This is a genomic window from Ihubacter massiliensis, from assembly GCF_024125305.1.
Taxonomy (GTDB): domain Bacteria; phylum Bacillota; class Clostridia; order Peptostreptococcales; family Anaerovoracaceae; genus Hominibacterium; species Hominibacterium faecale.
The window spans coordinates 1,116,448-1,129,757 of record NZ_JAMXVH010000001.1 but is presented as its reverse complement, the minus strand read 5'-3'; the positions used below and the strand labels follow the sequence as shown (position 1 = coordinate 1,129,757).

Below are 13,310 nucleotides of genomic sequence, written 5' to 3'. Positions count from 1 at the left end.
TAACAAGCTCTCCTTCCGAATAGTCTTAAGTATGACATGTTCATATGCAAAAGCGGCCGGGCCGCAAAGACGAATATGTCCAGGTATGCGCAGGCTCAGCCGGCATATGGCAGATTATACGGAAGGGAGTTTTTGTTTTGGGAGAGAAAGAAAAAGAAAAGAAAAAAATATGGAAGCCGGGGAAGAAAGGTCTCATCATAATTGCAATTATTATCGTTGCTTTGGTAGCCGCCCTGGTTGCGGTAAATCTGTTTAAGGGTGACAAAAAAGTGGAATTTAAAACATTGAGCGAAAACAAAATACCTCAGGACATATCCAGTCAGGTAATCCCGGAATACAGAACTCTGGAGCGGGCTTTGGCATGTGTGGTAGAGGATAAAATCTATGTGGTTGTAACCAGAGGCGAAAAGCCGACTTCTGGATTTGAAGTGGATATTGATAAGATGAAGCTGGAGGAACAGGACGGTAAGACCAATTTGATCGTCTACGCGGATTTTAAAGATCCGGAAAAAGATAAAGCCCTCGCCCAGGTCATTACCTATCCGGTGAAAGTGGCCAGTACGGATCTTTCCAAGCTTCCGGATGAAATCGAGCTGCGCATTCAGTATGAAGAATAGCCGCTGGTACTTTTGAGAAACCGGCAGTAGTTTCCTCAGTGTGACCCGCCCAGGCGCTGGCCTGTCGTGAGACAAGGTGCCGGGCTTTGGCGAGTTGTTAGTCAGGCGTGGGGTACTAGGCCGCCCTGCCAGCCAGATCGCTATTCAAGCGGCGGGCAGCTTGATGTCGGACAAATAGCCGCCATGCCAGCCGGACCATTGAAAATATCGAAATTGATGTAAAATGACATGATTTTTGATAGTTTTCCTTCGGAGATTGAAAGAAAATCGAAAAAAATATCAAAACAGCCATCAAAACATGGCCGTTTTGATATTTTTTATTGTCCAGATTGTGCTGAAGATAAAAAAAGTATCATAATAGCAGAAAAAAATAAGTATCCAGACGCTTTACAGAATTTGACAAATGCAAACAAATGATGTAAAATTTTGGAATAAAGAACAAACAGGGGGCCGTCCGAAAAAGGAGAACTATGTATACAGAATATCAACAGGAAATACGTGAGATAAAAGCGGAACTAAAACTGCTCCCCAAAGGCATTTGGTGAAGCGACGAGATTTCTATTATTATTGGGACAGTGGAAAGGAGGCAGATTTCATATTGCGATGAAGCTGCTTTGGCTCTGGAAGAGGTTACGTTTTTCCCGGATTTTGCAGCTAGGCGTTTAGGCGATGGCAGGCTGCTTTTTGGGGAATATTTTGGACTTTTGGGGCGACCGGATTACGATGAAAAGAATGCACAAAAGTTAAACCTTTACGCAAAATCTTGATTTGTATTTCGGAACAGAGACGTCAGACCTTACCAAAATTTCAAGCAACTTTTCACATACTTTTCACCTGATGATGATAATATTGTAACGTTTTAAGGAATATTAGCGATAATTGTTTGATAATAGCGGACAGTTATAGTAAAATATATGGTAGATCTATCAAAAGGAAAGGGGCACAGACGCAGAATGATTGTTTTTGAAAATGTTACAAAGCATTACAAATCCAACATAGGTCTTGATGATGTCAGTGTGAGAATCAACAAAGGGGATTTCGTATTTCTCGTGGGACCAAGCGGAGCGGGAAAATCTACATTTGTTAAGCTTATCTTAAAAGAAATAGATGTCAATAAAGGCAAAATTAAAGTCAGAGGAGAAGATATAACCAAATTCTCCAATAGGCAGATACCGAAACTGAGAAGGAATGTCGGTATCGTTTTTCAGGATTTCAGATTGCTGCCAAAGAAAACTGTATTTGAAAATGTGGCCTTTGCAATGGAAATAATCCATCAGAGTCCAAGAACCATTAAAAGACAGGTTCCCCAGGTGCTCAGTCTGGTGGGAGTCGGTACTAAAGCGCAAAAATATCCAAATGAGCTGTCCGCAGGTGAACAGCAAAGAGTTGCGATTGCACGGGCTATTGTCAATAACCCCAAAATCCTCATCGCTGATGAACCCACGGGAAACCTTGACCCGGAGACTGCCTGGGAAATTATGCAGCTTTTGGAACTGATCAATATGCGAGGCACGACCATTCTCATGGTTACCCATGCCAAAGATATTGTAGATCGAATGAATAAGCGGGTCATTGCGATCGAAAAGGGAAAAATCGTAAGGGATGACGTTGGAACTTACGGATTTGAGGATGCGTTGGCTAAAATGGAAGTGACGTTTGACACGTTGCCCCACCGCCGCCAATTTAATGAAAAACTGAAAAAGGGAGACTTGTAATAATGTTCAGACGTTTTTTCTATACTATCAAGCAGGCATTCCTGCAAGTCTTTAGAAACAGAGCGATGTCGGTGGCATCGATATTTGCCATTACAGCCATGCTGCTGATTCTGGGATTATTCTTTGTGATTGTGATTAATATTAACACTGCTGCTACCATGATCCGGCAGGATTATGATTCCATCGAAGTTTTCCTGCTGGACACTACGGCTCCAGAGCAGGCGGATGCGATGATCGCTTCTCTTAAAGGGGAAAACGGTGTGGAAGATGTGACTTACCGCACGAAAGAAGAGGCAATGACTGAGCTGAAAACAAGATGGGGCGACAGCGGATATTTACTGGATTCATTGGCATCCAATCCTTTGCCTAATTCCATTGTTATCAAAATTAACAGTCTGGAAGCTGCTGATGATATAGCGGCTAAGGCTGCGGCCTTGGACGGCATTGAAGATGTAAAGTATTATAAAGAAACTGTAGACAAGCTGATGAGCGCCACCCGGTTTGTCCAATTGGCAGCCATTGTAATCATGATATTCTTGATCATCGTATCAGTAGTGGTGGTATCGAATACGATTAAGTTGACAGTATTTAATCGGGCCAGGGAAATCAGCATTATGAAATATGTGGGAGCGACGAACTGGTTCATACGGGGGCCCTTCTTAGCGGAAGGCATCATTATTGGTCTTTTTTCGGCCGGAATCTCGGTGGGGATTTCTGCCTTTGTGTATGAAAAAGTTGTGGATTTAATAGGGAAGGACGTATTTGCTGTACTTTCCACACCTATGGTACCGGTCGATTTTCTGACCTATAACCTGGTGTGGATCTTCGCTGCTCTCGGTGTCAGCATCGGCGCCTGCGGCAGTATCATTTCAATGAGAAAGTTCTTAGACGCTTAGGAGGTCATTTCATGCGAAAAAAGATAACAGTAATTACCGCTCTAATGCTTATGTTTACCGTAGTATTTAGTTCCGGCACGGTATATGGAGCCAGTCTGAGTGATATTAAGAAGGACATTCAGAATAAGCAAAAGCAGCTGGAGAATGGGAAAAGCCAAGAAAAGGAATTGTCTCAGGAAATTCAGGACTTGGAAAAGGAGATCAACTCAGCTGAAAATCAGCTGGAGAGCTTAAGAAATAAGATTTCAGAAACAGAAGATAAAGTCGTGGCGGCGGAAGCAGACCTGAAAAAAGCGGAAGAAGATGTGGAAACCCAAAACGCCAATCTCAATGTCAGACTCAGGACAATGTATAAAAATGGAACCATTGGGTTTATGGACGTGCTCCTGGGATCAGGAAGCATTTCGGAATTCATCAGTAATATTGATATGGTGAAGAAAGTGTATTCCGGTGATAAAGATGTGCTTGCTGATCTTGAAAAAGACTATAAAAAAATTGAAGCCAAGAAAAAGAAGCTGGATTCGTTAGAAAGCCAGTTGGAATCTCAAAAGCAGGAGCAGATGGACAAGCAGGCTGAATTGACGGCTAATCGCAGTGAGGTTTCCAAGAAAAAGGCCAATGTGGTAGCCAGCAATGAAGCTCTTGAAGATAATATTGCCGATCTGAACGCAGAAGCGGATCGGATTGCTGCCATTATCGAACAAGACAGCAAGAAGAATGACAACAGCGGAAGCGGCGGAAGCGGTGGAAGCGGTGGAAGCGGCGGCGGGAGCGGCGGAAGTTCCTATAACGATGGACAATTTGGGTGGCCGGTGCCGGGACATACGAGGGTTTCCTCCAATTACGGATGGAGAAATTGCCCCTTCCACGGAAGAGAAAAGCATACTGGCATTGATATTCCAGCACCTTACGGAACAGCCGTATTGGCGGCTGCAAAAGGAACCGTTATTTTTTCCGGATATCTGGGCAGTTACGGAAACGCGGTTATCATTAGCCATGGAGGCGGATTATATACCCTTTATGGGCATAACAGCAGCTTGGTAGCAGGTTCTGGGGCCAAAGTAAAAAAAGGACAGAAAATTGCCAGAATCGGAAGTACAGGTAGCTCGACCGGGAATCATTGTCATTTCGAAGTTCGAAAAGGAGGCAGCGGTTACGGCAACGATGTGAATCCGTGGAATTACTTAAAATAAAATTCCTATCATTAAGGAGTCAAAGCGAATGAATTACATAAATCCGATTATTATAGAACTTCTAAACAAGCGAGGCATCTCCGAAGATGCGGAAATCGAAGAATTCTTGTCGGATAAACCCCAGAAAACGTATGATCCATTCCTGCTTCCTGATCTGGAAGCGGGGGTGGATTTACTATTAGAGGCGATCCGTGATAGAAAAAGAATTTGTATCTACGGAGACTATGATGCTGACGGAATTACCTCCGTCAGTATTCTTATGGAATTTTTAGGGATATTGACCGACCAGCTTCAATATTATATTCCTTCCCGTTTTGATGAAGGATATGGTTTGAACGCCGAAGCAGTAAGGAAGATCAGAGAACGGAGAACCGATGTTTTGGTGACCGTAGACTGTGGAAGCGTTTCCTATGAAGAAGTGGAACTTGCCAAAGAATTGGGCATGAAAGTGCTGGTAACCGACCATCATAGCATTACCGATGTGCGTGCCGATTGCCTTTTGATCAACCCCAAACGGCCGGAATCTTCTTATCCATTCCGTGAATTAGCCGGCTGCGGCGTGGCTTTTAAACTCTTGCAAGGCATCCAAAAAAAAGCCGGCGTTCCGAAAAAAATTCTTAACAGGGCTTTAGACCTAGTCGCATTGGGAACAATTGCCGACGTGGTGCCGCTCTTGGATGAAAACCGGACGCTGGTTAAGCATGGCATGCATATCATCAGCAGCGGGCTCAGGCCAGGGCTGTCAGCTCTGATCGAAGGGATTTCTTTTAAAAGAGAAAACCTTCGCTCTGACCAAATTGCTTTTGGTGTGGCACCTCATCTCAATGCGGCCGGCAGAATGGGCGATGCCAAAGTGGCTGCGGGGTTGATGCTGGAAAAGGACCAAAGTACCATACAAAGCCAAGTATCTCAGCTGATTGACTTTAACAAACAGAGAAAAAGGACTCAAGAGGAAGCGTATCAGCTGTGCGCGCAGCTGATTGACGAGCACCTGAAAGATCGAAAGTTTTTGGTCGTTTACGCAGAAGATGTGCATGAGGGGATTGCAGGAATCGTTGCCGGCAAACTGAAAGATAAATATGAACGGCCAACGATCCTGGTAACTCCGTCAGGAGAACATTTAAAGGGGACGGGCCGCAGCGTAAACGGTGTCAATCTCTATCAAGTCTTGAAATCTCATGAAGAATTGTTTTTCCGTTTCGGGGGCCATGAAGGTGCTTGCGGTTTTTCCATGAAACGGGATAAGCTGGAAACCTTGGAAGCTTTATTGGAGCAGGATATGAAACGGATGCTCGATGAAGATCCGGAACTGTTTTCACGACTGATCAGAGCCGATTTGTCGCTGCCTGTAGAAAAGGTTACTCTGGAATTGGCGCAAGAACTGGAGCTCTTGGCGCCCTTTGGCAGTAAAAACCCAAAACCGCTCTTTCTATTGGAAAACATTCGAGCCGCCCGTTTGCAGCCTATGGGTGCTGACGGCAAGCACATGCGCTTTTTTGCCGTTTCACAGGATGGAAAATCGGTAGAGTGTGTACTTTTTAACCGGGCGGAGGATTTTAAACAGATGCTTTACGGGGAAGCGAGCATAAATTTGATCGGCTCTGTCGATTTTAAGGAGTGGAGGGGAAATAAAAGGGTACAATTCAATGTGGAAAGTGTGGTATAATGTTCGCGTTGATTGATACGGCGTTGCCGCAGGGAAGCGAACATTGAAACCCGCTGCGACGTGGCTTGCAGGGTGTAGGAAAAGGGAAAATAGAATTTTGGGATGGAGGCAGTTGGAATGACGATAAAAAAACGAAACCTGGTACTTTTGCTGATCGTTGCCTTCCTGCTGGGAGGCACCATCGCCGCAGGATCGGTGATTTTGATTGAAAACGGCGTTCTGGGGGGAACAGTAAAGGTATCTAAGAAAAATTACAATTATTATCAGAAACTAGATGAACGTTACGGCAAGCTGGATCAGCTTTATGACGAACTGGAAAACAGTTTTTATAAAAAGCCCGATGAGGAGCAGATGGCGACAGGAATGTATAAAGGGCTCGTTGCCGGTTTGGGCGACCCTTATTCGGCCTACATGACTAAAGAGGAATATACATCCTGGACAGACAGCACACTGGGTGAATTTGACGGCGTAGGAATTACCTTTTCCACCAATAAAAACGGGGAATATGTAGTCGTCAATACCATACCGGATACGCCGGCGGAAAAAGCCGGATTGGAAGCGGGAGATATTTTGCTGGCCGTCAATGATAAGACATACAGCACCATGGACACCTTCAGCGCGGCATTAAAGGGAAAGGCCGGAACAAAGGTAAAACTTACGTATGCACGGGACGGCAAAGAAAAAAATGTGGTTATGAAACGGGCGACAATCGTCAACAAAACCATTGAAAGCGAGGTTTTGAAAGATCAGATCGGATATATTAAAATTTCTTCCTTTGAAGAGCATACGGCGGACGATTTCAAAAGCGCCCTCAGCAATCTGCAAAAGAAGCAGGTAAAAGGTCTGGTAATCGACCTGAGGGAAAACGGCGGCGGTATTGTCGATGCCGGAATCCAGGTAGCAGATGAACTGCTGGGTGAAGGAACGGTGACATACCTGCAGGACCAGCATGGAAAAAGACAGTATTTGAAATCCGAAAAAAGCAAAATCGATATCCCATACGTGCTGCTGGTGGATGAGAATACGGCAAGCACTTCCGAAATCATAGCGGCAGCAGTAAAAGATGACGGCAAAAACCCGCTGGTAGGAACGACGACTTTTGGTAAAGGAATTGTCCAAAGTACAGGAGAGCTCAGCGATGGCAGCGCCCTCAAGCTCACGACCATGCAGTATTTTTCACCAAAAGGGCATGTGATCAACGGCAAGGGAATCAAACCGACTTATGAAGTTAAGAACGATAAAAAGAGCAAGACCGATAAACAGCTGAACAAAGCGCTGGAGCTGCTGAAAGCAAAGTAGCATCAGCATCACTATGGAAAAAAGGACATAAAAAACGACCGGACAAATTCAGAGCGAATGTTTGGTCGTTTCTTTTCTTTTTCAACGTATTTAAGAACGTGATCCCTTCGGCAACAGCGCGATGCATGGTTCCCTTTTCACAGGAACATGGTATAATCAAAAGAAATGCCACTTCTCAAACAAAGAATGGAGCAGCTATGATCAGCAAGGATTTTTATCTGAACAGCAAACTAATGGTTCGTCCCCAATTCGGAGAACGATATCAGGATGTGGTGATAAAGAATACAATTTGCAAGGAACACCCGATTCACATGCACGATTGCGTCGAGATCATCTATGTTCTCAGGGGAACGATTGAATGCAAGATTTCCTTTGAGCAATACGTCTTGCAGGAAGGTGAATTTTTGGCCATTAACGCCTTTGATCTTCATCGGATCAAAGCAATTGCTGAGGATACGGCTATTTCCTGCATCCATATCGACCAGGAAATCTTTCCGCCGTCAGAAGGATTTATTGTGTGGTGGATCGATGTCTTGAAATCCAACAAAGAAAAATTCATACAGCAGGCTGAAAACCTGAGGATGCTGATCAGACAGTATGCCCAGTTTGCGCCGAAAAGCGAGGTACGAAACTCTATTGAGCGGATTTTGCAGCTGTTTCGTATGGAGTTCATGCTGGAGCGTTTTCAGATTGCCGGTGACCACAATGTGCTGAAAAACAGTGAGGTCGATCTGGAAAGGATCGGAGCCATCTATATGTATTTGTATCGGCGTTGCAATGAAAAACTTACCCTGGAAAAAATGGCAAACGAATTTGCCATGAGCAAATATTATCTTTCACACTTTATTAAAAAAGTAGTCGGAAACGGTTTTCAAAAATCTCTGCATATGATTCGCTGTGAACGAGCAGAAGTCGCATTGCTCCACGGAAATGAGACGATTGAAGAAATCCGCATGCAATTTGCACTGTCATCAAATCAATCGTTTAACGAAGGCTTTAAAAGTCTCTTTGGAATGATACCAAGCGCTTATCGCAGAGCGCACAAAAAAGATACGGTCATTCACCAGGAGTTTCTGGAGGAGCCGATTTCCGATATTGGAGCAGTCATGAGCGGGATAAGCCAAATAGACGACACTGATAAAATCGTGGAACTTCATTTAAAAGAAGGAGCCGGGAAAATGATTATTGTGGAAAGCATAGGCGGTAACGAGGTCATGACACAGCATGATTTGATGGGAAAAAACAAAATTACCATTGAGCTGCAAAATGAAGAGAGCATTCTTGTGATAAAAAAGCAAGAAATGTTATAGAAAAAACAAAAAAAGAATCAAAAATCTGAAATTAGACAATTTTCTGATAAAAGAGCGCAACATTATAACTTCCTGTTGGCTCTTTTTTTTAATATTCTAGGCTCATAAAATTTAGGAGGTGTCATAATGAACGAAACAAAGAAGCTTTCAAACAAAACGATTTTCGGTTACGGTTTTGGCGCGATGGCAGATGCGGCTGCATATAATTTTTATATTATGTATGCGTTGTATTTTCTGACGACGATCGCAGGGCTTAGTGCGGGAAAGGCGGGCCTGGTTATTTCCGTGGCCACCGTGATAGCAGCAATCGTCGGGGTAGTGCTGGGACCGATCAGCGATAACACCAGAAGCCGGTTCGGCAGAAGAAGGCCGTATCTTCTGGCCGGAGGTACCGTGCTGCTGGTAGGTCTGGTGTTGTTTTTCAGACCTATGGAATTCAGTGACAGCGGAAAATTCGCGTACTACATGGCAATGTTTATCATCATTAACATAGGGTATGGAGTTTTTCTGATTCCGTATAATGCGCTGGGTGCGGAATTGACCAATGATTACGACGAGAGGACGAAGCTGAGGACTCCGGCTACCTTCATGAACTGTGTCGGCAATATTATTGGAATCTCTTTGCCCCTCACCGCAGTTGCGGCCTTTACAAAATCAGGTGCATCAGAAGGGAATGCGTGGAATTATTTTGCGATGATTGTTGGTGCGGCCTGTCTGATCGCCATCCTCATCACCTGGAAAACGACAAAAGGCAAGGAACTGCCGCAGGAAAGTCTGGAGGCGCCGGAGGATCGTGAACTCAACCCATTGAAAACATTCTGGAGAATCCTCAAACTGAAACCTTTTAAATGGGTGATTGGGATTCTGATTTTATTTGCGATTGGGTACATTGCATTCCAGTCGGGACTGGTCTATTATGTGCTGTTTTACGCAGGTTTGACAGAAGCGCAGATGTCAACAGCCATGTTTATTTACATCTTTATTGGAATGGGATGGACCGTGGTGATTTCACTTTTGGCGACAAAGATCAACAAGAAAAAGGGCATGGCCCTCTGCTTTCTGGTGAGTGCTGCGGGTATGGCGATCATGTATTTTGTCGGCGTCCATTCTTTTGGAATGCTGGTCCTGCTGCTGGCCATCTTCGGCATGGGCAACGGAGCATACTGGCTGCTGATCTATCCCATCATTTATGACTTGGCAGAAGTCTATGAATATCAATACGGAAAGAGAAAAGAGGGAGCCCTGATGTCCATGTACGGATGTATTTTTACCCTTTCTACGGCATTGGGAACACAGGTGCTGACAATTATGCTGACCCTGGTAGGATACGACCCTCAGCTTCCGGTACAGTCTGCGGAAACCATCAACGGCATCTCCAATATTGTTTTGGGAATTCCGATCATCACCTTTGTTTTGGGCGCATTGTGCAGTCTGGCATATCCTCTTTCCAAAAAAACCTTTGAAAAACTGATGCAGCAGCTGGAAGCGAAGAGAGCAGGAGAGCCTTCAGATGAATCAGAATTGGAAAGGATCGTTTAGGTGGCTGAATATGATTGCATTATACAACGGAACAATTTACAGCGGAAAAAGGTTTTATGAAGCGATCCTGTTGGACGGGAAATGGATTAAAAGCATTGGAAGTAATGAAGCGATCAGAAGGCAGGCCACTTCACAGGACCAGCAGATCGATTTGGGAGGACGGCTGGTCCTGCCGGGATTCATCGATTCTCATGCACACGGCCCTTTGTCAATCAGCCGCACGTTGGGAAAGATTGACTTGTATCCGGCAGAAACGCAGGACCAATATTTGCAAATCATTCGTCAGTTTGTCGAGGAAAATCCTGAACAAGAACTCTATTCCGGCATGGGGTGGCTGAACCCGGCATTCGGTGAACTGGGACCTGACAAGGAATCGCTGGATGCTATATGCAGCAGCAAACCCATCGTACTTTGCTCCGGCGACGGACATTCCACCTGGGGAAACTCAAGGGCCATCGAGCTGGCGGGAATAACCCGGACCAGTGAAGATCCGGAGGGCGGAACGATTGAGCGCAATGCGGACGGATCTATTCGCGGCACTTTTCGCGACCAGGCAAAGGACTATCTGCAGAATCTGGTCCCTGATGCGAGCGCGGACGATTACAAAGAGGCATTGATGAACTTTCAGGACATGATGGCCGGGTATGGGCATACGGCAGTCTTTGACGCGATGGTCGACCTGAACAGCAATATGCACCAGGCCTATCGGGAACTGAACCGGGATGGACAGCTGAAAATAAAATGTGTACTGGCATATACCAGCGATCCGGAAAACCCGGAGCTGTCACTGGCTCAGTATGAAAAAGCAAAAGTGGTTAAGGAAGGAAAGCTCACGGAAGGGACAATCGTAAAGGTCTTTGTGGACGGCGTGGTTGAAGGCGGCACTGCGTTTCTAAAGGAAGAATATTGTCATCAGAAAGATTACTACGGGGAGCCGCTCTGGGAGCAGGAGGCTTTAAATCAGTTCTGTGCAGCGGTTGACCGGATGGGGTATGATCTTCATTTTCATGTTATAGGAGATGCCGCGGCGGCGGAAATGCTTACCGCAATGGAATTCGTCCATCAGAAAAATGGAGAAAAACTGCGAAACACAGTGGCTGCCCATATGCAGTTGGTAGATCCGAAAGACTATCAGCGGCTGAAAGCGTTGGATATACGAATCTCATCAAATCCCTATTGGTTTGTCAAAGCTCCCGGCTACTACGAAAACATCGAGCTTCCCTTTTTAGGCAACCGGGCAGAGTTGGAGTATCCCATGAAAAGCTTCTTTGACCTGGGCCTTATCGTGTCGGCCGGCAGCGATTACGGCGTGACACCTCAGCCATATCCTCCGGCGGGCATGCAGATTGCCCTGCTGCGAACTTTGTATGGGAAGGACCATACGATTTTGAAAGATGTTTTAAATGCCGCAGAAGCCATCGATCTGGAAGAGGCACTGGATGCATTTACGATCAACGGAGCCAATACCATGGGGATTGAGGATATGACAGGTTCTTTAGAAGTGGGTAAACATGCAGATTTAGTAGTGATGGAGCAAAATCTCTTTGATACGGATGCGGCGGATTTTTACCGAACAGAAGTTTATATGACCATATCGGAAGGAGAAATCATATATAAAAAGCGTGAATGACTAACGATCAGCGCACAATGATATAATAGCTGTAAACAAAATATGCAAGAATAAAAAGAAGTCCCCAGCCCCTGCGGATTTCTTTTTTTATAAGCGCGGGAATCATGACCAGAAGGCTGGCGCCGATCAAAATCCAGGCATCATAAATCGAAATCGCTTCCACCTGAATGGGGTGGACGGTCACGGAAGCGCCCAACACAAAGAGAATGTTGAACAAATTGGAGCCAATTACGTTGCCGACGGCGATATCCGTTTCTCCCTTTCTGGCGGCGGCAATACTCGTTACCAATTCAGGCAGGGATGTGCCGATCGCGACGATGGTCAGGCCGATGAGCGTCTGGCTGACGCCGAAAGAGGCAGCTATGGCGCTGGCTTTATCCACCACCAGCTGTCCGCCGAAAATAACAGCGGCCAGTCCGATCAACGCAAACAAAATTCCTTTGGGCAGAGAAGGCTTCTTTTCCCCGGAAGCAGACTCAAAGACTGGCTGCTTGATTGCCTTGCGGATCGTCGATATGATAAAAAACGCGAAGACTGCCAAAAGGATCAAGCCGTCCGGCCTGGATAGAGAAAGGGCTGTGCCAGAGCCAAGGGCGGTAAGCGTTAAAACAAGAAACAGAAGCGCGGCTATGATAGAGAGGGGATATTCGCTCTTTAAAATGTGCGGCTGTACGGGACATGGCTTGAGCAGAGAGCAGGCCCCAAGAACAATGAGCAAGTTAAATAAATTGGAGCCGATCACGTTGCCCACGGCGATGCCGTTCTGGCCGGTAGTTGCCGCTGTGATGCTGACGGCAGCCTCGGGGGCGCTGGTCCCGAAGGCGACGATGGTCAGGCCGATGATAAAGGATGGAATGCTGAAATACCGTGCGATATCCGAACTTCCATCTACAAAAATATCCGCTCCTTTAACAAGCAGTATGAATCCAACAATTAATAATATGTAATCCAATGTTCTTCCCCTTTATTTATATACTAAAGGAATTATATGACAATATGCGGAAGCTTGTCAAATTTTAATTTTTACAGAAAAAGCTGCAGGCGCGCTTTAGGGCGTGAAAGTAAAAAGTGTTGACGGTCATTTTGCCGGGTGCTATAATTGTACTGTAATGTGTTGAAGTAAGGATGAAAGGAGCTATATCATATGGCTTACGAATCAAAATTCAAACGCGCAGACATTGATGAACTTTTCAAGGCAATCTTGCTGCTGGAGGATGAGGAGGACTGTTACCGCTTTTTCGAAGACATCTGTACAATTAATGAGATTCATGCAATCGCACAGCGGCTGCAGGTGGCCAAGCTGCTTTCAGAAAAGAAAACTTACAGTGAAATTGAGGACCTGACAAAAGCGTCCACGGCTACGATCAGCAGGATCAACAAATGTCTGGTATACGGCGCCGAAGGTTACCAAAGAATTCTGGACCGCATGGAAAAAGCCGATTAGG

At 45.4% G+C, this 13,310-nt stretch carries 11 protein-coding genes; 10 read left to right on the top strand and 1 reads right to left on the bottom strand.

What is annotated here, in order from left to right; translation table 11 throughout:
• The first annotated feature begins 137 nt into the window (after nucleotides 1-137).
• From NIA71_RS05200 to NIA71_RS05160, 9 genes are all read left to right on the top strand, one after another.
• Complete coding sequence (locus NIA71_RS05200; protein ID WP_253019832.1) at nucleotides 138-617, top strand: protease complex subunit PrcB family protein; 480 nt, start codon at nucleotides 138-140, stop codon at nucleotides 615-617.
• Nucleotides 618-1,570: 953 nt separating this feature from the next.
• Nucleotides 1,571-2,332, top strand: a complete 762-nt coding sequence (ftsE, locus tag NIA71_RS05195; RefSeq protein ID WP_148395946.1) for a cell division ATP-binding protein FtsE — start codon at nucleotides 1,571-1,573, stop codon at nucleotides 2,330-2,332.
• 2 nt (nucleotides 2,333-2,334) lie between these two features.
• On the top strand, nucleotides 2,335-3,228 hold the full coding sequence (gene ftsX / locus NIA71_RS05190; protein WP_148395945.1) for a permease-like cell division protein FtsX: 894 nt from the start codon (nucleotides 2,335-2,337) through the stop codon (nucleotides 3,226-3,228).
• A gap of 11 nt (nucleotides 3,229-3,239) precedes the next feature.
• Nucleotides 3,240-4,421 (top strand): murein hydrolase activator EnvC family protein, encoded by a 1,182-nt coding sequence (locus NIA71_RS05185; protein ID WP_227755375.1) that lies wholly within the window; start codon nucleotides 3,240-3,242, stop codon nucleotides 4,419-4,421.
• A 28-nt stretch (nucleotides 4,422-4,449) separates the two neighbouring features.
• The gene (recJ, locus tag NIA71_RS05180; protein WP_253019831.1) at nucleotides 4,450-6,087 is read left to right on the top strand and encodes a single-stranded-DNA-specific exonuclease RecJ; all 1,638 of its coding nucleotides are present in this window, start codon (nucleotides 4,450-4,452) and stop codon (nucleotides 6,085-6,087) included.
• A gap of 117 nt (nucleotides 6,088-6,204) precedes the next feature.
• Entirely contained in the window at nucleotides 6,205-7,386 is a 1,182-nt protein-coding gene (locus tag NIA71_RS05175; protein ID WP_253019830.1) for a S41 family peptidase, read from the top strand.
• 197 nt (nucleotides 7,387-7,583) lie between these two features.
• Nucleotides 7,584-8,696, top strand: a complete 1,113-nt coding sequence (locus NIA71_RS05170; protein ID WP_253019829.1) for a helix-turn-helix transcriptional regulator — start codon at nucleotides 7,584-7,586, stop codon at nucleotides 8,694-8,696.
• A gap of 126 nt (nucleotides 8,697-8,822) precedes the next feature.
• Complete coding sequence (locus tag NIA71_RS05165) at nucleotides 8,823-10,235, top strand: MFS transporter (protein ID WP_148395941.1); 1,413 nt, start codon at nucleotides 8,823-8,825, stop codon at nucleotides 10,233-10,235.
• Between the two features lie 10 nt (nucleotides 10,236-10,245).
• Complete coding sequence (locus NIA71_RS05160) at nucleotides 10,246-11,865, top strand: amidohydrolase (protein ID WP_253019828.1); 1,620 nt, start codon at nucleotides 10,246-10,248, stop codon at nucleotides 11,863-11,865.
• 7 nt (nucleotides 11,866-11,872) lie between these two features.
• Here the strand turns inward: NIA71_RS05160 and NIA71_RS05155 are convergent, their stop codons facing one another.
• A complete protein-coding gene (locus NIA71_RS05155; protein WP_148395939.1) occupies nucleotides 11,873-12,817 on the bottom strand; it encodes a calcium/sodium antiporter in 945 nt (314 codons plus the stop codon).
• A 192-nt stretch (nucleotides 12,818-13,009) separates the two neighbouring features.
• Between NIA71_RS05155 and NIA71_RS05150 the strand changes: the two genes are divergently transcribed.
• The gene (locus NIA71_RS05150; protein ID WP_148395938.1) at nucleotides 13,010-13,309 is read left to right on the top strand and encodes a YerC/YecD family TrpR-related protein; all 300 of its coding nucleotides are present in this window, start codon (nucleotides 13,010-13,012) and stop codon (nucleotides 13,307-13,309) included.
• Nucleotide 13,310: the final 1 nt, after the last annotated feature.

What these genes read in the sequence shown, in the direction of transcription:
- ftsE (WP_148395946.1), top strand. Translation starts at nt 1,571, where the DNA reads ATGATTGTTTTTGAAAATGTTACAAAGCATTACAAATCCAACATAGGT.
- ftsX (WP_148395945.1), top strand. Translation starts at nt 2,335, where the DNA reads ATGTTCAGACGTTTTTTCTATACTATCAAGCAGGCATTCCTGCAAGTC.
- NIA71_RS05185 (WP_227755375.1), top strand. Translation starts at nt 3,240, where the DNA reads ATGCGAAAAAAGATAACAGTAATTACCGCTCTAATGCTTATGTTTACC.
- recJ (WP_253019831.1), top strand. Translation starts at nt 4,450, where the DNA reads ATGAATTACATAAATCCGATTATTATAGAACTTCTAAACAAGCGAGGC.
- NIA71_RS05175 (WP_253019830.1), top strand. Translation starts at nt 6,205, where the DNA reads ATGACGATAAAAAAACGAAACCTGGTACTTTTGCTGATCGTTGCCTTC.
- NIA71_RS05170 (WP_253019829.1), top strand. Translation starts at nt 7,584, where the DNA reads ATGATCAGCAAGGATTTTTATCTGAACAGCAAACTAATGGTTCGTCCC.
- NIA71_RS05165 (WP_148395941.1), top strand. Translation starts at nt 8,823, where the DNA reads ATGAACGAAACAAAGAAGCTTTCAAACAAAACGATTTTCGGTTACGGT.
- NIA71_RS05160 (WP_253019828.1), top strand. Translation starts at nt 10,246, where the DNA reads ATGATTGCATTATACAACGGAACAATTTACAGCGGAAAAAGGTTTTAT.
- NIA71_RS05150 (WP_148395938.1), top strand. Translation starts at nt 13,010, where the DNA reads ATGGCTTACGAATCAAAATTCAAACGCGCAGACATTGATGAACTTTTC.